Annotated in this window: 17 protein-coding genes; 10 read left to right on the top strand and 7 right to left on the bottom strand. The window is 37.4% G+C overall.

Translation table 11 applies throughout. The annotated features are described in order from the left end of the window. The first annotated feature begins 4 nt into the window (after nt 1–4). From BTO11_RS16485 to rluA, 3 genes are all read left to right on the top strand, one after another. Nucleotides 5–1,606 carry a methyl-accepting chemotaxis protein gene (locus BTO11_RS16485; RefSeq protein ID WP_105052051.1) on the top strand — a complete coding sequence of 534 codons (1,602 nt, stop codon included), beginning with the start codon at nt 5–7 and terminating at the stop codon, nt 1,604–1,606. Between the two features lie 290 nt (nt 1,607–1,896). Beyond that, on the top strand, nt 1,897–4,806 hold the full coding sequence (rapA, locus tag BTO11_RS07665; RefSeq protein WP_105052050.1) for an RNA polymerase-associated protein RapA: 2,910 nt from the start codon (nt 1,897–1,899) through the stop codon (nt 4,804–4,806). A 6-nt stretch (nt 4,807–4,812) separates the two neighbouring features. Beyond that, the gene (gene rluA, locus BTO11_RS07660; RefSeq protein WP_219846461.1) at nt 4,813–5,481 is read left to right on the top strand and encodes a bifunctional tRNA pseudouridine(32) synthase/23S rRNA pseudouridine(746) synthase RluA; all 669 of its coding nucleotides are present in this window, start codon (nt 4,813–4,815) and stop codon (nt 5,479–5,481) included. A gap of 109 nt (nt 5,482–5,590) precedes the next feature. Here rluA and BTO11_RS07655 read toward each other — a convergent pair whose 3' ends face one another. Together BTO11_RS07655 and BTO11_RS07650 are read right to left on the bottom strand one after the other, a co-directional pair. Further along, complete coding sequence (locus BTO11_RS07655; protein WP_105052049.1) at nt 5,591–6,205, bottom strand: hypothetical protein; 615 nt, start codon at nt 6,203–6,205, stop codon at nt 5,591–5,593. Between the two features lie 118 nt (nt 6,206–6,323). Next, on the bottom strand, nt 6,324–8,384 hold the full coding sequence (locus BTO11_RS07650) for a RecQ family ATP-dependent DNA helicase (RefSeq protein WP_105052048.1): 2,061 nt from the start codon (nt 8,382–8,384) through the stop codon (nt 6,324–6,326). Nucleotides 8,385–8,502: 118 nt separating this feature from the next. On the opposite strand from BTO11_RS07650, the gene ybaK reads away from it, so the two are divergent. After that, the gene (ybaK, locus tag BTO11_RS07645; RefSeq protein ID WP_105052047.1) at nt 8,503–8,976 is read left to right on the top strand and encodes a Cys-tRNA(Pro) deacylase; all 474 of its coding nucleotides are present in this window, start codon (nt 8,503–8,505) and stop codon (nt 8,974–8,976) included. A 66-nt stretch (nt 8,977–9,042) separates the two neighbouring features. Here ybaK and BTO11_RS07640 read toward each other — a convergent pair whose 3' ends face one another. Genes BTO11_RS07640 through BTO11_RS07630 form a run of 3 tightly spaced genes read right to left on the bottom strand, consistent with a single transcriptional unit; the run spans nt 9,043 to nt 13,567 of the window. Continuing rightward, nucleotides 9,043–9,930: a GGDEF domain-containing protein gene (locus tag BTO11_RS07640; RefSeq protein WP_105052046.1), complete on the bottom strand. Its 888-nt coding sequence runs from the start codon at nt 9,928–9,930 to the stop codon at nt 9,043–9,045. Nucleotides 9,931–9,932: 2 nt separating this feature from the next. Next, complete coding sequence (locus BTO11_RS07635) at nt 9,933–10,340, bottom strand: response regulator (protein ID WP_105052045.1); 408 nt, start codon at nt 10,338–10,340, stop codon at nt 9,933–9,935. An 11-nt stretch (nt 10,341–10,351) separates the two neighbouring features. After that, a complete protein-coding gene (locus BTO11_RS07630; protein ID WP_105052044.1) occupies nt 10,352–13,567 on the bottom strand; it encodes a PAS domain S-box protein in 3,216 nt (1,071 codons plus the stop codon). Between the two features lie 344 nt (nt 13,568–13,911). On the opposite strand from BTO11_RS07630, the gene BTO11_RS07625 reads away from it, so the two are divergent. The 6 genes from BTO11_RS07625 to pulA all read left to right on the top strand — a co-directional run bounded on the left by BTO11_RS07625 (nt 13,912) and on the right by pulA (nt 20,758). Next, nucleotides 13,912–14,253 carry a PBPRA1643 family SWIM/SEC-C metal-binding motif protein gene (locus BTO11_RS07625; protein WP_105052043.1) on the top strand — a complete coding sequence of 114 codons (342 nt, stop codon included), beginning with the start codon at nt 13,912–13,914 and terminating at the stop codon, nt 14,251–14,253. A gap of 121 nt (nt 14,254–14,374) precedes the next feature. Then, entirely contained in the window at nt 14,375–14,860 is a 486-nt protein-coding gene (gene purE, locus BTO11_RS07620; protein ID WP_105052042.1) for a 5-(carboxyamino)imidazole ribonucleotide mutase, read from the top strand. 34 nt (nt 14,861–14,894) lie between these two features. Then, on the top strand, nt 14,895–16,067 hold the full coding sequence (locus BTO11_RS07615; RefSeq protein ID WP_105052041.1) for a 5-(carboxyamino)imidazole ribonucleotide synthase: 1,173 nt from the start codon (nt 14,895–14,897) through the stop codon (nt 16,065–16,067). Between the two features lie 209 nt (nt 16,068–16,276). Further along, nucleotides 16,277–16,897, top strand: coding sequence for a carbonic anhydrase (locus BTO11_RS07610; RefSeq protein ID WP_105052040.1), 621 nt, complete (start codon nt 16,277–16,279; stop codon nt 16,895–16,897). A 115-nt stretch (nt 16,898–17,012) separates the two neighbouring features. Beyond that, the gene (gene rlmF / locus BTO11_RS07605; RefSeq protein WP_105052039.1) at nt 17,013–17,966 is read left to right on the top strand and encodes a 23S rRNA (adenine(1618)-N(6))-methyltransferase RlmF; all 954 of its coding nucleotides are present in this window, start codon (nt 17,013–17,015) and stop codon (nt 17,964–17,966) included. Nucleotides 17,967–17,983: 17 nt separating this feature from the next. Next, entirely contained in the window at nt 17,984–20,758 is a 2,775-nt protein-coding gene (pulA, locus tag BTO11_RS07600; protein ID WP_105052038.1) for a pullulanase-type alpha-1,6-glucosidase, read from the top strand. 117 nt (nt 20,759–20,875) lie between these two features. Here pulA and yaaA read toward each other — a convergent pair whose 3' ends face one another. Together yaaA and BTO11_RS07590 are read right to left on the bottom strand one after the other, a co-directional pair. Beyond that, complete coding sequence (gene yaaA / locus BTO11_RS07595; protein WP_105052037.1) at nt 20,876–21,652, bottom strand: peroxide stress protein YaaA; 777 nt, start codon at nt 21,650–21,652, stop codon at nt 20,876–20,878. A gap of 136 nt (nt 21,653–21,788) precedes the next feature. After that, nucleotides 21,789–22,262: a DUF3429 domain-containing protein gene (locus BTO11_RS07590; RefSeq protein ID WP_105052036.1), complete on the bottom strand. Its 474-nt coding sequence runs from the start codon at nt 22,260–22,262 to the stop codon at nt 21,789–21,791. Between the last annotated feature and the right edge of the window lie 153 nt (nt 22,263–22,415).

The following is a 22,415-nucleotide window of genomic DNA, read 5'->3' as shown; positions in this document are numbered from 1 at the left end:
ATTCATGAGTATTTATAAACGCATATTACTTAGCTTTTCCTTAATGAACAGTATTTCAATACTGTTAGCTATCATACTTTCTTATCAGCTTTACAGTTTGAGTAATCAAACAATTAGTACCTCTAATATCACATTAAGCCAAGTCGACCATGCGCGTGAAGCTTGGGATGGTTTTCGTGACCTGAAAAGCTTTATAGACCGGATAAAATTAAAAATCCAACCTTATGACAACAAAGAAGTCACTGACACTGTCCATAACAAATACAACCTAATGATGGACGACTTTTCCACATTAAAACAACTATCTACCTCTGCTGAAACATTAAAAATGATCAATGAAGTTATTAATGTTTCGGCTTTATGGCGCGACGAACAGTTAAGTATTATTGCCGGGCAAGGATTAGCGGTTATTCCCGCAGACGCTTACCTAGATAAAGTTGAAAGTGACTTACAGTTATTACTCGCCAATGTCATAAAACAAACCATTGATATGGGGAAAGAAAAACAGTTAATGGCCATCGAAGATGTGAACAATTCGATTACTTTTGCCATTATCATAGTCACGCTGGTTCTTATTGCTGGCATTGCACTTACGCTAGTCGTTACGCGCTCTATTACCCTCCCTATCCAAACTCTACATGCATTTATGGCAAAGTTAGCTGACGGAAAAGGAGACTTAAGTCAACGTATGAAAGTAATTGGTAATGACGAGATTACTCAAGTAGCTTTAAAATTTAATTTGTTTATGACCACGCTACAAGACATGGTACGTATGGTTGCAAGCTCAGCAAAAGAATTAACGGATGCCACCGACAACGCACAGCGTAATATTGTTAACATTAATCAAAACATTGAAAAACAAAACACTATTATTAACGGTGCAGCAGAAAAAACGGAGCAACTTAGGTCATTCACAAATTCGATTGTAAATGAAGCCCATGATGCGTCTGACGTATCCAAAGATGTTTCTAACAATGTACAGCACACCAAAGATGTATCGGAAAAAACACTGCACAGTATCAACGAACTTTCATCTTCTATTACCAAAACATCTGAAAATATTAGTGAGCTGACAGAAAGCAGCGCCGAGGTTAGTAAAGTGCTTGAAGTAATTAAAGGCATTGCTGATCAAACAAATTTACTCGCTCTCAATGCGGCCATTGAAGCGGCAAGAGCAGGTGAAACTGGTCGTGGTTTTGCTGTTGTTGCAGATGAAGTAAGAACCTTGGCAATTAGAACGCAAAAATCGACAGGCGATATTGAGTCCATTGTGGAACGTATTCAACAGAGCGTGTTAAGTTCTGGAAAAAATATGGAAATAAACATCAGCAGAACAAAAGTATGTGTTGATGAAAACATTAATATTAAAGAAGCGTTAGAGACTATGTCTTTGTCTGTTGTTCAAATAGAACAAATGAATGAGAGAATACTAAGCGCTACAGAGCAGCAACAAAATAGCACCAATGAAGTCGATACAGGTATCCAAGAAGCAAGTTCAATTAGTGTGTTAACCGCCGCCAATATGGAAGAAATAACCAAAGAAAGCCATGAGTTGAAAAATACAGCGACCTCACTGGCAAATATAGTAAAAGGCTATTCTTTGTAACCTATCAAAAACATGTGTTATTGCAGTGTAATAAAAGCGGCAATAACACAGATGGTTTCTTACCTACAACGTCTCCAGTAAATTGGTTCGATACAAATCGCCCTGCACTTCTATTATTTAGAATAATATTGTTCTATTTTAAATCAAATTCATTGATTCTGACCTATCGTTAACAGTAATAGTTTGTCACGTTTGTGTTAACTAAATTAATTACTGTAATTGTTCGTTAAGGCAAGTACAATACGCGCCCTCAAAAGCGGTGTAATCTGGGTATTCTAGGAGTTTCATTAATGAATTTTGCAATTGGTCAACGTTGGGTAAGTCAAGCCGAAAATAATTTAGGTTTAGGTACCATTATCCAAGTGGACACTCGATTTGTTCAAGTCCTGTTTCCTGCGGCGGATGAAACAAGAAATTACGCCCAAGACCAAGCTCCATTAATGCGTGTCGAATTCTCAGCGGGTGAAACCTTATCTTCCTTGGAAGAGTTTAAATTTGTTGTTGAGCATGTTGAAGAAATGCAAAACACACTAATTTATAAAGGTAAGCGTACCGACACAGGCGAAGATGTCTCAGTAAAAGAGATCATGCTCGACCATCACATTAAATTAAATACACCAGAAGCTCGTTTATACACAGGTAACTTTGACCGTAGCCAATGGTTTTCATTAAGAATGGAAGCCCATCAGCATAAAGCAGAATTAGAGTCATCGAATTTGCAAGGCTTACAAGGCGCTCGAGTTAGCTTGATACCTCATCAGTTATTTATTGCCGACACCGTAGGTAAACGTTTTGCGCCAAGAGTGTTGCTAGCCGACGAAGTGGGCTTAGGTAAAACCATTGAAGCCGGTTTGATCATCCATCAGCAATTAATTAGTGGCCGCTCACAGCGCGTATTGTTAGTACTGCCTGAGAGTTTACAACATCAATGGTTAGTCGAAATGTTACGCCGCTTTAATTTACATTTCTCCATCTTCGACGACCAACGCTGCCAAGCTGAATTAGAAACCGCAGGGGAAGAAGAAGACGCGGTATCGCCATTTGATAGCGAACAGTTAATTCTTATTAGCCAGGAATGGTTATCTCGTGATGAAAAATGGCAAAAAGCATTATTACAAAGCCAATGGGATTTGGTTGTTGTGGATGAAGCACATCATATTACTCCTGAAAATGAGTCAACGTTGAATAATGCACATTCTGAAATTCAACAGTTATACACTCACGTGCAAACAATTGGACAGCAAACTAAAGGTTTAGTGCTATTAACAGCCACGCCTGATCAATTAGGTCACTTTGGACACTTCTCTCGTTTACAATTGTTAGATCCAAACCGTTTCCATGATTATGAAAAATTTAAACAAGAAGAAAGTCATTACCAACAAATTGCAGAAATCGCTAATGCATTAGTATCTGAACAAGCATTATCCAGTGAGCAGTATAAGGTTTTATCTGGTTTATTAAATGACAGTAGTAGTATTAAAAACGTAGACGACTATCAAGCGAGCTCAGATAAAACTGAATTAGCACAAACCTTAATTTCTGACTTGTTAGACCGTCACGGTACTGGCCGAATTATGTTCAGGAATAGTCGTCAAGGTATTAAAGGATTTCCAGAACGTAGCGTAACGCCTTATCCGCTAACTGCTCCAGAGGGTTATCCAAACGGTACGACGTTTATGGGCTTGCAACCAGAGACTCAACACGACAGTGGCGTGACAGAATCTTTTACGGAAAATAATGCATGGTGGAATTTAGATCCTAGAGTTCAGTGGCTTTGTAATTTCTTACTAGAAAACAAAGGCGAAAAAGTTTTAGTGATTTGTGCTCATGCTGAAACCGCGATGAAGATAGATGATGCTCTGTTTGAAAAAGAAGGGTTAAAGTCCACCGTATTCCACGAAGGCATGACCATAATTGAACGAGACAAAGCTGCCGCTTATTTTGCCGATGAAGAAAATAGCGCACAAGCGTTAATTTGTTCTGAAATAGGCTCTGAAGGCCGTAACTTCCAGTTTGCTCATCATTTAGTGTTATTTGATTTACCCGCTAACCCTGACTTGCTAGAGCAGCGTATTGGCCGCTTGGATCGTATTGGTCAAACAGAAACGGTAAAAACTCACGTTCCATATTTAATCAACAGCGCACAAGAGAATTTGTTCAATTGGTTCCAAAATAGCTTTAATGCGTTTGAACAAACGTCAACCACAGCACGTATTGTGGCCGAAGAATTTAAACAACAAATATCTGACGTGCTGTTAAATAGATCAGAACAAGATACCCAAGCCGACTTAATTAACGCTTGTCATGTTAGAAACTTAGAATTAAAACAAGATGTTGAAAATGGCCGCGACCGCTTACTTGAACTTAATTCAAGCGGTGGCGAAAAAGCTAAACAGATATGCCAAGAAATTGATGAAATGGATGACTCCACAGAGTTAATGACTTACATGGGCCGAGTCTGGGATCAATTTGGCGTTCAGCAAGAAGAGAAAGCCACATTTAGTACTATATTGCATCCAGGCGAACACATGTTAAATGACCACTTCCCTAGTTTGCTAGAAGATGGCATGACGGTTTGTTTTGACCGCGAAACGGCATTATCACAAGAAGACCAACACTTTATGAGTTGGGAACACCCTATGGTTATTGGCGTATTAGATATGCTTACCTCTGGTGAGTTGGGTAATAGCTCAGTGTGTTTATTACCTCATAAACAACTAGCACCAGGTACTATTTTGCTTGAAGCTAGCTTTGTGGTGTCCACCACAGCGCCAAAATCACTGCAACTTCATCGCTTTTTGCCAAATACCGCTATCCGTTTATTGTTGGATAAAAATGGTAATAATTTAGCCGACAAAGTGAAACAAGGCTCGTTAGATAAAATGCTTAAAAATGCTAAAAAAACAATGTCATTACAATTAATTAAAGCATTAAAAGAAGAGATAGGCGTACTTGTTGAAAAGAGTGAAGCCATAGCCGCGACGCACGCTACTGAAATAAAGTTAGACGCTAAAGACAAGATGTTAACTAACCGCCAACAAGAGTTAAACAGATTAACTGCATTACAAAAAGTTAATCCGGCGATTCGTGATGAAGAGATTAACTTCTTACAGCAGCAGATTGATAACTCAGTAAAAGAAATTGAAATGGCACAAGTTAGCTTAGACGCCATACGCTTAATTGTTGTAACACAAGGATAATTGCCTGTGGCATTGTTGGAATATAATCCACCGACTGACCCGTACATCGACATTTTATATCAAGATGAACATATACTGGCGCTGAATAAACCAAGTGGATTACTGTCGGTACCAGGTAGACACAAAGAGCACTTTGATTCTTTAATGTTGCGTGTACAGACAGTTTGGCCAAATGCAGGCATAGTTCACAGGCTAGATATGATGACATCTGGCATTATTGTGATGTCGATGCACAAAGAGGCACTGCGTTTTTTAAACCGCCAATTTGCCGAGCGTGCAACCAATAAGTTTTATATCGCCGTCGCTTCTGGCCACATTGAGCAAGACAAAGGCAGTATCGACTTGCCATTAATTTGTGACTGGCCAAATCGTCCAAAACAAATGGTTTGTTACGAAAATGGTAAACAATCGTTAACGCATTATGAAGTATTAGAACGTGGCAACACAGATGGAAATGATTGGAGTAGAGTTAAGTTAATTCCAATTACCGGCCGTAGTCATCAATTACGTGTGCATTTAAAAGAGTTAGGCCACCCTATTCTTGGCGACCGTTTATATGCACCTGAAGACATTATTAAACAAGCAGATAGATTGTTATTGCACGCACAAAGATTAGAAATAAAACATCCTGACACAGAAGAACTGATGGTGTTTGAAAAAGAGTGTGGGTTTTAATTTTCCTGTAACAAAACTTTATTTAAGTTATAAATATAAAAAAGCCCACATTCATAATGTGGGCTTTTTTTATGTTTTAAGTAAACTTAAGTTTTTCAATGCTTAACATTTAATATTGAAATCCAACTGAGATTCCAAAATTATTGTCAATATCGCCAGTTAAAGAAACAATTGAAAATACACCGATAATTGCATTATCAAGAAAAATATTTGCGCCAAAACGAGTAAACAACCCACTATCAATATTTAGATCTGTTCCTCCACAATTAGAGCAATTAGGTATATTACGTGACGCTTCTGCTACAAAGTTAAAACCACCTTGAGCGTAAAGCATCGTTTTATTGTTATTTACAAACCAAGCTTTACCGACTGCGGCGCCTAGCAATGATGCTGAGGCGTTCGATTTTGCAGTTGAACGTTGACCTGAATTACTATAACTAGTGCCTACAACCTCTTCACTGTAACCTTCATTGTCGTCTAAGTTTAAAACGTTAATTAAAAAGCTCATGTATATATCATCATTCAGCTTATCAAATGACAGACCAAAGCTTGATGCGCTATCACCAATCCCTTGAGAGCTTAATTCAGGATTTAAAGATGCCAACCCCAACTGAAGATTAATAGCCCAACCTTGTGGTATTTCCACAACCGTTTGATCATCCATTTCTGCTGAATGTGATACGAAAGGTAAAAGCAACAAGGCTAATATAACGAGTGATTTCATACTTCTAATTCCCTATAAATGAAAGTTTAATGATTTTAAACGGCTGTTTTATAACAGAACTATTTTTAAATCTCAAATACAAACAATCGTCATTCAGTTTTATAGGGATTTCCCCTAGTTAAATATTAGTGCTCAACATTTGTTGAATTTCAGCATAAGGATATTCAGCTAACTGACCAAAACCGTTAATACTTCTGGCTTTTAATTTAGTAAAAATTGGTGTGGTTATTCCACATAGGAAACGTGTTGTTAATACCAAAGACGGCTGACTGGAGAATTTAGCGTAATAATGATCTACAAATTCTTTGGCTAACTGATGGACGCGGGTTTGCTCCAATGGCACTCTTCCAACAGGTTGAGGAATGATAACTTGATGGCCTGCACACACACTACAATGCCCACATTGAAGAGGCACTTGGTTATCACCAAAATAAGTCGCCAATTGATGGGTTATGCATTTATTTTGTTCAAACATTTGCAGCATATTATGAATTTTAGCTACTTCGCCTTGTTGCTTTTGTTCAAAGTAACTGGTTAAGTTTTGACTTTGCTGAGCTACGTTTATCTGCTCTACATTAACTCGATACACTTCTGTAATTTGTTTGGCTTGTAATTCTATCCAACCCTTTTCATCAAAGTACTCTAATGCTTTAACCACACGAGCTCTGTCGTTAATTGCATTATCAGTTTTGTATTGCTGACAAATTGCATCTATGTCTGCTGTCCACCAGGTTTTTGCGCGTTGTGAATATTGTAAAATGGCTTGAACGAAAGATAACCTTTCGCCGTTAAATTGCGATAACAAGACTTGTTCATCCACCAGCAACTTAAATTTATATTCAGCAAAATAAGAATACATAGGCTGTATCAAGCCTTGGATTTCCAAATAAACTAATAAGGTTTTTAACGGTAACTGCCTAATATTGGCTTCCATAGACAAGGTATAAAGTTGAAACTCCCACTTACCGTTTTGTTTGTTTTGATTAATATCTTGCAGCACATGTTCGATACCGGCGTATTCTGGCGTATCACCGTATATAAAGTTTTCTAATACGCTAATATTGTCGCGATTCACCAAAACTAAACAATCAGATTTTTGTCCATCACGCCCTGCACGGCCGATTTCCTGAGAATAGTTTTCAATTGATTTAGGTAAGTCATAATGCACAACGTGACGAATATTGCTTTTATCTATGCCCATACCAAAGGCTATTGTTGCCACGATAATATCCGTATTACCCGCCATAAAGTCACTTTGAATAACCTGGCGTATCTCACTGTTCATTCCCGCATGATAGGCTTTTGCATTAAAACCAGCTTTAGCCAATGATCCAGCTACAACTTCTGCGCTTTGCTGCAAAGTCACATAAACTATAGTCGGCTCTATACTGGCCGTTCTATCTTTTTTATCTCGAATATTATGATTAAATGCGGGTTTGTATCTGGCTTCGTGTAGCAGCCAGTTTTCTAAGAAAAACAACTTATTTTTATCACTTACCGCTTCAACGCTTAAATCTAAATTAGGGCGGTAAAAGCCAGTGGCTGTTACATCTTCTCGCTGGATATTAAATTTGTTCGCCATATCTTCAATTACTTGAGGTGTGGCGGTGGCCGTTAATAATAAGGCTTGCGGTATATTAAAGTCTTTTTGATATTGTGGCAGCTTTAGGTAATCGGGACGAAAGTTATGACCCCACTCAGAGATACAATGCGCTTCATCCACCACTAATAATGATATAGCTATGCTTTGTAGGAAATGTCTAAAACGTTCATTCTTTAAACGCTCTACTGCCACCATTAATATTTTAATGTGGCCTGCTCTTACATCCTGCATTATTTGATTAACTTGCTCACGGGACAAACTAGAGTCGATGCTAGCAGCTGGAATGTTTTTGCTGTTTAAAAAACTTATCTGATCTTGCATTAACGCTAAAAGTGGAGAGATAACCAAGGTTAAATTTGGCATATGCAGCGCGGGCAATTGATAACACAGACTTTTGCCTGACCCCGTTGGGAATATAGCTGCGCTAGAACGTCCACTCACCACTGCGTTAATCACAGGTTCTTGGCCTAATCGGAATTCGGAAAAACCAAAGTATTGCAGTAATGTTTGTTTGATTGGGCTGAGCTCTTTTGGATTAAGCCCTGCTGGATTTAAATCAGTTGATAGTGGATTCATGACTGGCATCCTTGTCTTACAAGTTAGCTGTTAATATTCACAGTATAATTCAATCACTTTAAATGCCAAGCTTAATACGCTAAATTAATACTCGTTAACGACAATAACTGGAAATTAAATGACGCCAGCCATCGACTACTTAAAAAAGTACAACATCCTCCACCAGGTTCTTAATTACCAACACGATGTAAATGCCCAATCCTATGGATTAGAAGCAGCGAGTAAATTGAACTTACCTGAACAACAAGTATTTAAGACGTTAGTGGTCAGTACCGAAAAACAACAGTTGGTTGTGGCTATTATTCCCGTGGCTGCAAAATTGAATCTAAAAAGCGTGGCAAAACTAATCAGCTGTAAAAAGATTGTAATGGCAGAGCCTGCTGTCGTAGAACGTTCTAGCGGATATATTTTAGGAGGCGTGAGTCCTTTTGGACAAAAAAAACGCTTAGTTACGGTTATTGATAATTCAGCCTTACAGCATAACAATATTTATGTCAGTGCAGGCCAAAGAGGGCTAGAAATAGAGATTAATCCAGAGCAATTAATTACCCTGTTAAAAGCAAAAACAGCTAGCCTTCAACAAACGAGCTAGCTATTAACCTTCAGCCTCTTTGTAACCTATGACAATACATGAGAGCTAATAGCTAAGTTGATGCGCCTAAGCTGAGGGCTTGTCTTTATACATGTTTTTATCTGCAATACTAATTAGCTCTTTAGGGCAAAGTCCATCAAGACCACGAATAGCACCACCAATAGAAACCGTGATTGGAATATTAACCACTTCATCAGATATGGTTTGAATCGCATATTGATCGTTCAATACCTTTCTTTTATTGTCGATGAAATCATGCAATTTTTCTTTGCTATCGAGCTTAGGCACTATCAGTACAAACTCATCACCACCAAAACGGCCAACAAAGTCACAAGCACGATTAAACATCTGTAATCTATGTGCAATATGCTGCAAAATTTTATCGCCAACCAGGTGACCATAAGAGTCATTAATCGGTTTAAAGTGATTGATATCTATCATTAATATTGAATACTTAACTTGGTAACGCTGAAAGTCAGATTCAACGCCTTCCAGGCGTTCGTCAAAGGCAGCACGGTTATGTAACATAGTTAATTTGTCACGTGTGGCTAACTGACTAAGTGCGGTATACAAAATAAGCCTTTCACGGGCAAATTGAATCGCTCGTTTTAATGACGACGGGGTTATTTCCGTTTTTAATAAATAGTCCTGAGCACCTAATTGGATAGCTTTAATACCCAATGCATCATCATTCCCCGTTAATACAATTATTGGTATATCCAAACTAAACTTGCGAACAGCAACTAATGTTTCTAATCCTAACGACTCACTAATATTTAAATCGATAACTAAAACGTCAGGCACTAACGAATCTATCATTTTATTCAGCTCGGTTAAGCTATCGGTCTCTAAAGTAGAATATTTGATGGCATTGTCGTTTTCCAACAACTTCTTAAATAGATAAACATCATCGCTATTATCTTCTAATAGATAAATTGTTAGCTCACTTCTCATTTCTATTCCTTTAACGTTAAATTGAGCTTAAACCAGTATTGTGAAATATGATCCACTAAATTAATTAGTTGCGGTAAATTGTCTGGTTTCGTCAAATATGACTTCACGCCTAGTTGGTATGCAGTCTTGATATCGATTGCGTGATCCGATGTCGTATAAGCAATAATAACTAATTGATTGATTTTATCGAGTTCATTTAACTTACGTAATGCTTCTAACCCGCCCATCTTTGGCATGTTTAAATCAAGTAATATGACTTTGCCTGAACAGTTATTTTCTTGTACGTATGTAATTAATTCGGTTCCGTCGTTTAATGTAATTAAATTGGGTTTAGGTGTGACTGAATCACACGCTCTTTTAAAAAAATATATATCATCTAAGTCATCTTCTACTAATATGATGTCATTCATTCAAATACCTTTTAATTGGCAACCAGTGGTATTGTAATTATAAATTCAGCCCCGTATTTCACATCTTGGCTACACTCAATAACGCCACCATGAACTGTCACTATTTGACGGCACAAAGCGAGTCCAATTCCACTTCCGGTATATTTATCTTTACTATGTAGACGTCTAAATGGTTCAAATATTTGCTCAACAAATTTTGCAGCAATACCAATCCCATTATCTTTATAGGTAATAACTAAATTACCGTCCAGTATCTCACTACTTATTTTTATTTTAGGTGCTATATCGGCAACTTTGAATTTAATACTATTAGAAATCAGATTTTGAAATAACTGAACCAGTAAACCTTGGTCAACCTGTAGCTTATTCTTAGTATCCATTAACTCAAATTCAACCTGTTTCTCTTCAATTGAGTGACTCAGCAAGTCAATACTTTGCTTTAAGATGTCAGACAAATAGTATGTTTTCAGCTCTAAACCTGAGCTGCTTATTCGTGATAATTTTAATAAGTCTTTGATCATATCGCGCATGCGCTCGGAGGCATTGATCAATCGTGAAAATTCAAATTCTATTGTGCTGTCATTTTGTATTTCAGTTTCTAATCGGTTGGCCAGTGAAGTTGAAAAGGCGGTTATTTTTCTTAATGGCTCTTGTAAGTCATGGCTGGCGACAAATGCAAAACGTTCTAAATATTCATTAGACTCTTGTAACTGATCCATCAGTAATGTGATCTCGGTAATATCAACAAAAGTTCCCAACATTAATAATGGCTTATTATCCGCATCATATTTGATAATACAGCTAAATAAATAACAGCAAACCCAAGCCCCTTCTTTGCTCTTAAAGCGGAACTTCAAAGAAGAGAGCTCACCATCTTTAGACTTTGCCACTTTTTTGGTATGAGCCAATACACGAGAATAATCATCAGGGTGGAATAAACTAATAAAATCAGCGTGGTTGTTTAATTCATCCATGCTATAGCCTAAAATTTCGGTATGGCGGGTGTTGATTAAAACGTTTTTTTGTCTTGGTAAATTATAAACATAGAGCCCACAAACTGCAGAATCTATCATTTTTTCTAAAAATAACTTATGTTCTTCAAGATCCTTCTCGGATCTTTTTTGTTCACTGATATCAATGGCGGTTCCAACAACTTTAATAACTTGTCCGTTAGCATCTTTAATTGGATACAAGGAGGTTTGATACCAACGCTCTTCATTATCTATGTCTATATACTCAATATAATCTTTATCCTGACCTGACTTAACGCAATCGGTGTAATGATTAATAAAATAAGCTGGATCCTGATCTTCAAAAATAGATGGCATTAACTCTGTGATGGTTTTATTGATAACATCCTGTTCCGTAACACCTATTCTCCGGCAAGCGGTTCGGTTAAATGCCGAGAACCTAAATTCATTATTCGCTTCAACATTTAATACCCAAATTGCATGGCTAGAGCCTTCGTAGATAGTTGTTAAAAATTGAGATTTTTCAGCAAACGCAGTTTCTAATAACTTTCTATGGTGAATGTTTCGTAATGAGCCCGACATCATCACGGCTTCATTATCATCATTAAAAATCGAATTCCCAATACTGAAAAACCAATTGTATTCACCACTATGATTTAAACCTAGATATTCAACTTCATATTTATCTTTTGATGCAAAATGAGCCGCCATGGTCTCGTGTACTTTGTTTCTATAGTCTGGATGAATATGTTCAAACCAATGACTAAACTGAGGTGTTGTTTCGTTTTCACAACCTATTATTTTCATAAATTGAGGAGAGTAGTCGACGGTATTATTAACTAAATCCCACTCCCATATCCCATCCTCAATGGCTGATATAATTCGAGTAAATCGTTCAACGGAATTAACCAATTTATCTTCAATCACTTTAATGTCACTTAGGTTTTTAAGTGACAACAATCTATAAACCTGCCGGTTGTAAGAGTAACTAGAAATGCTAATTTCAACTGGGATCATAACCTCCTGTTTAGTGGTCAAAGTTCCTAAAAAAGTTAACATTTCATTTGGGTTAATTTGTTTTTTATTTTTAAGTTCGTGCAACACAGCACAGTATTCACTTTCATTTGCTTTTATGTATTGATCAAATGCTAATTTTTTTATCTCTTGTTGGTCAAAACCTGTCTCAATTAATAAAGTGTCATTTACCAGTAAGACTTCAGCATCCTCATTTAACAACAAGGTGCACAAAGGCAGTTTATTCAGCATTAAGTTGAACATCTGCTTTTCATTTAAACTGCTCTGGGCTTGCTGGAGTTTTGTGTAATTAAACTCGGCTAACTTAACGGCCACTTTCAATTTATCTTCAGCTTCAACTCGTAACGAGATATCTCTTATTGTCGCTGTACTTATTCTCTTTCCAGAAATAACGGAACTACTTAAACTAATTTCAACTGGGATCAGCTGGCCATTTTTATGCTTACCAAATAACGGCTTTCCTTCATTGCCTCCCCCCATAACGCGACAACTTGGCGAATTAAAATAAGAATTCACATGGAGGTGATGACCGCCTTTTGCATCGTCTGGTAATAAAAAAGTGATATTCTTATGCAATAATTCGTTTTTTTCATAACCAAATAAACAGAACATTTGTTCATTACTCCGAACAATAACCCCCTCCTCAGAAATGCTCACCATAGCATCCGGTGCATGAGCAATTAATAAATCACTTTGCTCTAATGCCTTAGCTAAATCTATATAAACGGTTTTAAGTTTATGAATTGCTTTTAATAGAGAAAGAGCGAATATAATGATGAATAGCAATAAAAAACCACCAGAAAGCAACCACAATACCATGTGGTTAAATGCCACTTGGGTAACTTGATTATGGGACTTATTTAGCTCGAATGTTCTTTTGGTTAACAAGGACATAGCATCTAGTGCATCACTGTCATCAACTTGAACTAATTTGTCTCTTTGACTAACGCTTAAATTATTACGCGACTGCTTTAGTGTGGCTAAATTTAACTGGTACTGATGGATGGTTTCTCTAAGCGTGTTAATAGCATTGTGTTCATCTGGTTCAGTGAACAAAACTAAAAGTTGTTTAATGGCGGAATCAAACATGAGTATGTCGTTGCCGAGCTCATCTAATATTACTTTATCATTACGGATCACATAGTTTTTGAAATTATGGATATAACCACCAAAGCCCATCGCTTGGTTTAATTTAGATATTCCATCATTAATTTGGATCATTTTGTCATTATGTTGATGGACTGACGATCCAATATCAGAGAGTCGATTAACTAACTCTGTGGTATAAAAAAACAAGCAAAGTATGAAGATAATGGTGGTGAGCCAAATTAACTTTATGTAGTTCTTTAACTTTTTGGCATATTGAAGATAAGTTTTTATTTTAAGCGTCCTGGCCGTTTATAATTCTTATGCATTTAATTTTAGCAGATGATTTCATTATTGCTTTTTATCCGTTCATATTTTGACTGTATTTAGCGGTAACTAATGTATAATCCCGCGCCAAGCTACAAATCCTTTTACGACTTGCTAAAAAAGTCCTATTGACCGTTTTATATGAGTAACGAATGTCTGATAAATTTTTCTTTAAAGGTCGTCAACCAGCACGACTTGATCACACAAACCATGGGTTTAATACCAAATCAAACCAAAAGTTGGGAAGTAAGAAGTTTCCATTAACCTTACAAGTTGTTTCTGAACAACGTAAGCAAGAAGTAGAAGCTCTGGTTAACGAAGCTAATTTATTTGCCAACATCTCGGTTGATGATTCCACAGACGCCGTTGAGTCCATTGAAGAATTAACCGCTGTGTTAAATAAAATAAAACCAATTACTTTTGAAAAAACACCAGAACGCAATAGTCCTTGTTCTTGTGGTAGCGGTAAAAAATTCAAAAAATGCTGTGGCTAATTTGCTCACATCGGTGGTGATCCCTACCCCCTTTTTTGTTAGGATCGCCCACACAAACACTGCTTACATTGATTAACATCAATGTCTTTTTAACTAAACTATATAAATAGAAGATTAGAATATGAAACAAGTTGCAATTGTTATGGGGTCAAAATCAGACGGGCCAACAATGAAACATGCCGCAGAAATGTTAGATACCTTAGGTATCGAATATCATGCAGAAGTTGTGTCTGCCCATAGAACACCGCACTTGTTACAAGAGTTCGCAGAAACCGCTGAAGAAAAAGGCTACCAGGTTATTATTGCTGGCGCTGGCGGCGCAGCACATTTACCGGGCATGATAGCGGCATTTACTCATATTCCAGTTTTAGGTGTACCGGTTAAATCAAGTAAACTAAGTGGCGTTGATTCTTTATATTCTATTGTGCAAATGCCAAAAGGTGTTGCCGTTGGTACATTAGCAATTGGTGAAGCTGGTGCTGGCAATGCTGGTTTATTAGCAGCGCAAATCATAGGTTTAAACGACCCAATTGTGACGCAAAAAATCAAAGACTTTAGAGCCGCACAAACTCAAGACGTATTAGATAATCATAAATTAGACTTTTAATTTTCACTTTCTATTTTAACTTTTCGGTATCCAAATGACTCAAACATTCATAGGTAACGCGTCTTACTTAAATAATGGCAACGACATAATTGTCGTATTAGGCCATGGTCAACTTGCACGTATGATGTACTTAGGTGCTACTCAGTTGGGACTTAATATTATTGCCGTTGATGCAGACAAACGAGTATGCGTAAATGCGGTAGATAAAACCGTGTTAGATATAACCATTGAGCAAGCATTTTCAGCCTGTAAAGCTATTACCTCTGAGTTTGAGCATTTACCAAAAGACTTGGTTAAACAAGCTCAAGATAGCGGAAAGTTTAAACCTAATGCAGCTGCGATTGCCGCAGGTGCAGACCGCATTGTTGAAAAAGCATTATTAGAAAAGTTAAGTATTCCAAACTGCACACACCAAATTATCAATAGTGTTAACGATTTAAAAAATGCTTATGACAATCTAGGCCCTAAGTTAATTTTAAAAACCAGCCGTGATGGATATGACGGTTATGGTCAATGGCGTATATTTTCGGCACAGGATTTAACCACTGTGTGTAATGACTTAGCTGATTTTGACTTTGAGTTTATGCCATTAGTTGCCGAGCAATGTATTTTGTTTGAACGTGAGATATCGTTATTAGGTGTTACCGACGCCAATGGCCAGCATAAATACTATCCGCTTACCGAGAATCATCATGCTGACGGGCAGCTTGTTTTGTCATTAGCGCCAGCGCCAGATTTAACGCCTGAGCTACAACAACGTGCAGAAGCGATTCATCAAGCTATTGCAGACGAATTAGATTATTGTGGTTTGTTGGCTATAGAACTATTCCAAACAGGCGAACAATTGTTGGTAAATGAGATTGCACCAAGAGTACATAACTCAGGTCATTGGACTCAACAAGGTTGTGCAGCCAGTCAGTTTGAAAATCATATTAGAGCGGTTGCAGGTTTACCTTTAGGTGATACCTCAGCGCAGCATTTAGTCGCTATGGTTAATTACGTTGGCGAGCCAAAACCAAGCACCGACATCATGAAGCTAGCCAATACGCATTTACATTGGTACGACAAAAGTGTCCGACCAAAACGAAAAATGGGACACATTAATTTAGTGGCCGACAACAACCAAGCGTTGCAAAAGCTGATTGGTCAGGTACATGATTTATTGCCGGAGTCATTGGCAAAAAATTTGGCTGAAATAAAAGAATAAATACATAATTAAAGCTCTGACTATCAGGGCTTTTTTTATAACTGTTTTTCGTTTCAAATAAGGTTTTACCTTAACTAAACTAAAGAAAACGATTCAAGTTTGTACTTATGGTCACATCCGATCAGTATGTAAAGTGTATAACAAAACTATTTATAATAAATTCAAACAATTATACTGTTTTGAATAGGCTCTTAATTAGGAATTAATAGATGAAAAAAATACTCGATGGTTTGAAGAAATTTCAAACCTTAATCTATCCATTACACCAAACTCGTTTTGAAGAATTGGCAGAAAATCAAGATCCTGACGTATTATTTATCACTTGCTCCGACTCCCGTGTCGATCCTAATTTAATTACCCAAACCGATCCCGGTGAATTATTCATTTGTCGTAACGCGGGAAATATAATTCCTCCGCATTCAAATGAAACCGGTGGTATGACGGCATCCATTGAATATGCTGTCTCTGTGTTGAATGTAAAAAACATTATTATTTGTGGTCACAGTCACTGTGGAGCAATGAAAGCTGCTATGCATCCTGAACGAGTTAAAAACTTGCCTCATGTAAAAGAATGGATCGATCACGTTAGAGCCGCGAAAGAGTCCGTTGAATTTAAGCATAACTGCCAACCTTCAGGTTTGGATGACTCACATTTAGATGAGCTAACGAAACAGAACATAGTATTGCAATTACATCACTTAAAAACTCACCCTGCGGTGTTTTCAAAACTTACATCTGGTCAGTTAAATCTTCACGGTTGGATTTATAATATAAAAACGGGTGTGGTTGAGTCTTATAATGAAGAAACAAAAGAGTATGTTGAGTTATAATCGCAACATTATTTTTAATATAAGTACTCTTTATAGAAGCGCTTCTATATAACACCCTTTATAGAAGCACTTTTATATAGCACTCTTTGTATACTTACTATGGCCGCACCTAATAATGAATAAATCGCGTTTACACCCAAGAAACAGACACCAAGCCGTTAATGGTGTGGCTTATGACTTTGATACTTTATGTAAAGTGAATCCTGAATTAACCCAATATGTTGGCACCAATCAAGCGGGTAATCCTACCATCGACTTTGCGATTTCAGATGCCGTCAAACAACTAAATAAAGCGTTATTGCTGCACTTTTACCAATTGCGCTTTTGGGATATTCCACCTCAGTATTTGTGCCCTCCTATTCCAGGACGTGCCGATTACATTCATTATATTGCCGACTTATTAGCACTAAGCTTTAATGGTGAAATACCGACAGGCAAAAATATTAAAGGCCTAGATATAGGCACAGGCGCTAACTTAATTTACCCAATTATTGGTTCGTATGAATATAAGTGGATCTTTGTTGGAACAGATATAGATCCAATATCCATCAGTTGCGCTACTCAATTGTGTAAAGTGAATCCAAGATTAACAAAAACCATAAAACTGCGTAGCCAAGACAATGCCAATAACATATTCAAAGGCGTAATAAATGCCACGGATAAATTTGCATTTACTATGTGTAACCCGCCTTTTCATAAGTCTGCTGAAGAAGCGCAAAAAGGCAGTCAACGTAAACTAAATAATTTAGCAGCCACACGTAAAGGTAAGTCTGAATCGTCAGACAAACTTAACTTTGGCGGCCAAGCAAATGAATTATGGTGTGACGGTGGAGAAGCTGAATTCGTATGCAGGATGGTACGTGAAAGTTCTAACTACAGCCAACAAGTGCTATGGTTTACTAGTCTTATCTCCAAGAAAGATAACATTGAAATAATCCAAGCTGAGCTAAAAAAATCAAAAGCAAAGCAAATAAAAATTATCGATATGGGACAAGGGAATAAAATTAGTCGATTTATCGCTTGGTCCTTCTTAACTCAAGAAACTGAGTGGTTTAATTCCCCTGCCTGATCAACAACAGGGGCTTTATGAAAAACACTCACTTGGTGCTGATTTTATTAATCACCACCCTCACTATATTAACTGGCTGCAATAATGAAACGAATGTAAATTCGAATACGCAGCCAAACACACCAACTAACCTAGATAGTGCAGCACATTGGTTATCCGACACCATTATTGTCGTCGGTAATAGCCAAGCCAATACTAGATTTGAATTACAAACTAAGTTGCTCGATGGTCGCGTTCAGCTCCATAGTTTAACCGCCACTAACCTGCCTCAAGAGTTAGTTGAACAATACCCACATTTATCTAGCTTCATGGCTTTACAAGTACCAAGTCAACTCGATATAAAAGCTGCATTAAAAGGCCATAACCAAGTTATTCAGTATCAAGCTGAGCAATTAATTAAGACCTCTAACGTACAAATATATGGCGTGTTAGATTTTGTTTATACCGCTAATGAAAATGACGCAAATGAAGAAAACAATTACGGAGCAACAATTTATAAGGATAGTGATAAAAATACAGTCACATTTAAATTATGGGCTCCAACCGCAACCAAGTTAAATGTATTACTATTTGATAAAAACCATCAAGCTATTGGTTCACCTTTGACCATGACAGAAGATAACAGCACAGGTATTTGGTCTGTCACTACCAGCGAAGCAAAGCCATTCGACTATTATCAATATCAGCTCGATGTTTATCATCCTATTTCACAAAAGTTTGAAACCTTAACCACAACAGATCCCTATTCCCTTAGCCTTTCAACTAATAGTAAGTATTCACAAATAATAGATTTAAATAACCCAGACACTTTCCCAAAAGGATGGCTAACGCAAACCGTTGCTAACTTAAATGCGCCTGAGGACTTAATACTATATGAAACTCACATCCGTGATTTTAGTGCATCGGAACAACAACTTTCTAACCCTGCATTCAAAGGTAAATATAAAGCCTTTAGCGAAACCAACACCGATGGCATTCAACATTTAACTATGCTTAAAAAAGCAGGTTTAAATACAATCCATTTATTGCCAACTTACGATATATCAACCGTAGATGAAGATACAAACAGCGCCATTGATTTAAACGACTCTATGACCAAAGTGTGCCAACTATATCCTCAGCTTTCACACTGTAACGACCAAGACATCGCCAACAAAACACTAAAACAATTATTAGCCAGTTTTGATACTCGTGGCTCTCAAGCACAAGATGTCATGGAAAGAATTAGAGCAAAAGACAATTACAATTGGGGTTATGACCCATACCACTATACCGTACCAGAGGGCAGCTATGCCGTTAATCCAGAGGGGGAAAGTCGGATTATTGAATTCAGAGAAATGGTCACGTCGTTACATAACTTAGGTTTTAGAGTGATCATGGACGTGGTTTACAACCACACCTTTGCATCTGGCTTAAATGACAAATCTGTATTAGATAAAGTTGTCCCTGGTTATTACCATAGATACGATCCAATTTCTGGTGTTATGGAGATCTCTACTTGTTGCGACAACAGTGCAACGGAACACGCCATGATGGAAAAGTTAATGACAGACTCCCTCATCGTTTGGTCTCGTGATCACAAAATAGATGGTTTCCGTTTTGACTTAATGGGACACCAACCAAAACAAGCAATGTTAAATGCTCGTAAAGCCGTACAGCAAGTCGACCCAGACACTTACTTTTATGGCGAAGGTTGGAATTTTGGAGAAGTAGCCAACAACAAACAGTTTATTCAAGCCAGCCAGTATGAAATGGCAGGAACCGAAATTGGCACCTTTACCGACAGGTTACGAGATGCAATTCGTGGCGGTAACTATCAAACAAATGCCGAAGGCTTACGCCGAGACCAAGGCATAGGAAATGGTTTACTGGTGATACCAAATGATCTGCAACAAGAAGATAAACAACTAGCTCACTATCAAGTATTAATGGATGTTGTACGATTAGGTTTAGCCGGCAATTTACAAAACTTTCCACTTCAAGACTCAGTTGGTGACATCAAACTTGGTAAAGATATCAACTACGGTGGCTCACCGGCAGGTTATGCGTTAGACCCAGCAGATACAATTAATTACGTATCAAAACACGACAATCAAAGCTTGTGGGACAATCATCAATATCGTTTACCATATTCTATGGAAAGTACTGACCGCGTTCGTATTCAAAATATGTCTCTGGCTTACCCGTTAATGGCTCAAGGCATTCCGTTTTTACATATGGGCGCTGAGCTCTTACGCTCAAAGTCGTTTTTGCGTGACAGTTATGACTATGGCGATTGGTTTAACGCAGTCGATTTTTCTAAACAAAATAATAACTACGATGTGGGTTTACCTCCGGCGGAAAAGGATAAAGCCAATTGGCCAATAATTTCTACTGTCTTAAATAACAATCAACAAAGAGATCATGTATCAGCAACTCAAATTGAGTTTGCCGCCAATGTATTCGCTGAGTTTATAAATATACGTGCAAGTTCGGTATTGTTTAGGTTACGCAGCGAAAAAGACGTTATTGACCGGGTTCAATTCCATAATACTGGTGAGCAGCATCAAGCTGGGTTAATCGTGATGAGCTTGTCAGATGAAATTGGTGAGGATTTAGATCCAAACATTGAATCTATTGTGGTGATATTTAATAACAATCAAACAGCACAACAAGTTGAATTTAACGGGGCAGAAGCGTATCACTTACATCCAAGTCAGCTTAATGGCGTTGATACAATTGTACAAACGTCAGTAACAAACAAGACAGGATTTAACATAGCCCCATTGAGTGTTGCCGTTTTTGTAAAGTAGATGGTTATAAAACAGACAGGTATAAAATAAACAAATACTTTAGAGGCTAAAAATAAACCCGAGCGTTAGTAATAACGTTCGGGTTTATTTTTACACTAAAACTTATACAGAAAAGAGCTAGTCTACAATTTTACGAGTAAAACAAGGTTCATTTGGCTGTGATAATTCTGGGTGATACTCGTACCCTGCCAAATCAAATTTTAACAATCCCTCTAAATTTTCTACTTTGTTTTTCACCAAATATTGCACCATCATGCCACGGGCTTTTTTAGCGAAGAAGCTGATCATTTTATACTGACCGTTTTTCCAGTCTTTAAACATTGGCGTAATAAGCTGAGCGTTAAGTTGCTTTTTCTTTACTGACTTAAAGTACTCAGTTGACGCTAGGTTCACTAACATTTCAGATTTAGTCGCAGCAATTTGCTCGTTAAGTTTGTTGGTGATGATATCGCCCCAAAACTCATATAAGTTTTTACCGCGGCTGTTTTCAAGCTTAGTGCCCATTTCCAAACGGTAAGGTTGCATTAAATCCAGTGGTTTTAATAAACCATATAAACCAGATAAGATACGTAAATGAGTTTGGCAATAATCAAAGTCTTGCTGTGAAAAACTCTCGGCATCTATTCCGCTATACACATCGCCATTAAAAGCGAGTACCGCTTGTTTGGCGTTATCGGGAGTGAAGTTAGGCTGCCACTGTGTAAAACGCGCTGCATTTAACCCTGCTAACTTATCACTAATGTGCATCAAGTTAGATAAGTCCAATGGCGTTAATGTAACGCAGGTTTTCATTAATTCTTGTGCGTCATCCAACAACTCAGGTTGAGTGTAAGTTTCAATAACCGGAGGGGTTTCATAATCTAAATTTTTAGCAGGAGATATAACGTACAACATGATTCATTTCCGTTTTATATTAAGTCATTAATAATATGCGTTCAGTTTAACAAAAAGTATTACCGCTTGTTTAATTATAAAAATAGATGCTCACAATCGATTACACTTATACTTTGAATTCAAGAAAAACAGCCGTCTAACCTAAAGTCATCCACACCCCCATTAAACACAGCGCAATCGCCATGGTTTGTTTGGTTCTTAATGTCCAAAACCATTGTGGGTAAATGCGGGCTAAATTAGTTTTTAATTCTATTTGCCATAAAACCAGAAACAATAAAGCGGAAATAAACACGCCCGCTTTAGCGTCAATAAAGAGCACTAACCAGGATAAAACCGCGACAAAGCCAGCGCCTAACATTAAGTTTTTACGGTTGAACACTAACGTCTCTTTTCCTAGCTGAATCAACAAGGCTGCAGACCAAACACTGCCAGCAATAAAGCTGACAATCACCGCGCTGTATAACCTAAGTATATTTAACACATCAAGTTCAAGGCTAGTTACCGGGAACCAAATTAATAAAGTACAGGCGATAAAAGGTAAAATGGCACACCAACTCATAAAATGAATAGTTGGTTTTAACGATGTTGAGAAGTATTGGTTATTAGTCATAGATAAATCATCACCTAAATTCACAAAATAAAAGCTGTTTTTTGATATTGCCCAACACAATAAAGAGTTAAGATTGGATAGCAATAAAAATCGTAAAACCCAAATAAATCATTATTTTGACTTCATTCAAAATATTTGTAACTTAGCTACAAA

The sequence above is a fragment of the Psychrosphaera saromensis genome (assembly GCF_002954545.1).
GTDB classification, from domain to species: domain Bacteria; phylum Pseudomonadota; class Gammaproteobacteria; order Enterobacterales; family Alteromonadaceae; genus Psychrosphaera; species Psychrosphaera saromensis.
This window is presented reverse-complemented; position numbering and strand designations above follow the sequence as displayed.

What these genes read in the sequence shown, in the direction of transcription:
- BTO11_RS16485 (WP_105052051.1), top strand. Translation starts at nt 5, where the DNA reads ATGAGTATTTATAAACGCATATTACTTAGCTTTTCCTTAATGAACAGT.
- rapA (WP_105052050.1), top strand. Translation starts at nt 1,897, where the DNA reads ATGAATTTTGCAATTGGTCAACGTTGGGTAAGTCAAGCCGAAAATAAT.
- BTO11_RS07655 (WP_105052049.1), bottom strand. Translation starts at nt 6,205, where the DNA reads ATGAAATCACTCGTTATATTAGCCTTGTTGCTTTTACCTTTCGTATCA.
- BTO11_RS07650 (WP_105052048.1), bottom strand. Translation starts at nt 8,384, where the DNA reads ATGAATCCACTATCAACTGATTTAAATCCAGCAGGGCTTAATCCAAAA.
- ybaK (WP_105052047.1), top strand. Translation starts at nt 8,503, where the DNA reads ATGACGCCAGCCATCGACTACTTAAAAAAGTACAACATCCTCCACCAG.
- BTO11_RS07640 (WP_105052046.1), bottom strand. Translation starts at nt 9,930, where the DNA reads ATGAGAAGTGAGCTAACAATTTATCTATTAGAAGATAATAGCGATGAT.
- BTO11_RS07635 (WP_105052045.1), bottom strand. Translation starts at nt 10,340, where the DNA reads ATGAATGACATCATATTAGTAGAAGATGACTTAGATGATATATATTTT.
- BTO11_RS07630 (WP_105052044.1), bottom strand. Translation starts at nt 13,567, where the DNA reads ATGATCCAAATTAATGATGGAATATCTAAATTAAACCAAGCGATGGGC.
- BTO11_RS07625 (WP_105052043.1), top strand. Translation starts at nt 13,912, where the DNA reads ATGTCTGATAAATTTTTCTTTAAAGGTCGTCAACCAGCACGACTTGAT.
- purE (WP_105052042.1), top strand. Translation starts at nt 14,375, where the DNA reads ATGAAACAAGTTGCAATTGTTATGGGGTCAAAATCAGACGGGCCAACA.
- BTO11_RS07615 (WP_105052041.1), top strand. Translation starts at nt 14,895, where the DNA reads ATGACTCAAACATTCATAGGTAACGCGTCTTACTTAAATAATGGCAAC.
- BTO11_RS07610 (WP_105052040.1), top strand. Translation starts at nt 16,277, where the DNA reads ATGAAAAAAATACTCGATGGTTTGAAGAAATTTCAAACCTTAATCTAT.
- rlmF (WP_105052039.1), top strand. Translation starts at nt 17,013, where the DNA reads ATGAATAAATCGCGTTTACACCCAAGAAACAGACACCAAGCCGTTAAT.
- pulA (WP_105052038.1), top strand. Translation starts at nt 17,984, where the DNA reads ATGAAAAACACTCACTTGGTGCTGATTTTATTAATCACCACCCTCACT.
- yaaA (WP_105052037.1), bottom strand. Translation starts at nt 21,652, where the DNA reads ATGTTGTACGTTATATCTCCTGCTAAAAATTTAGATTATGAAACCCCT.
- BTO11_RS07590 (WP_105052036.1), bottom strand. Translation starts at nt 22,262, where the DNA reads ATGACTAATAACCAATACTTCTCAACATCGTTAAAACCAACTATTCAT.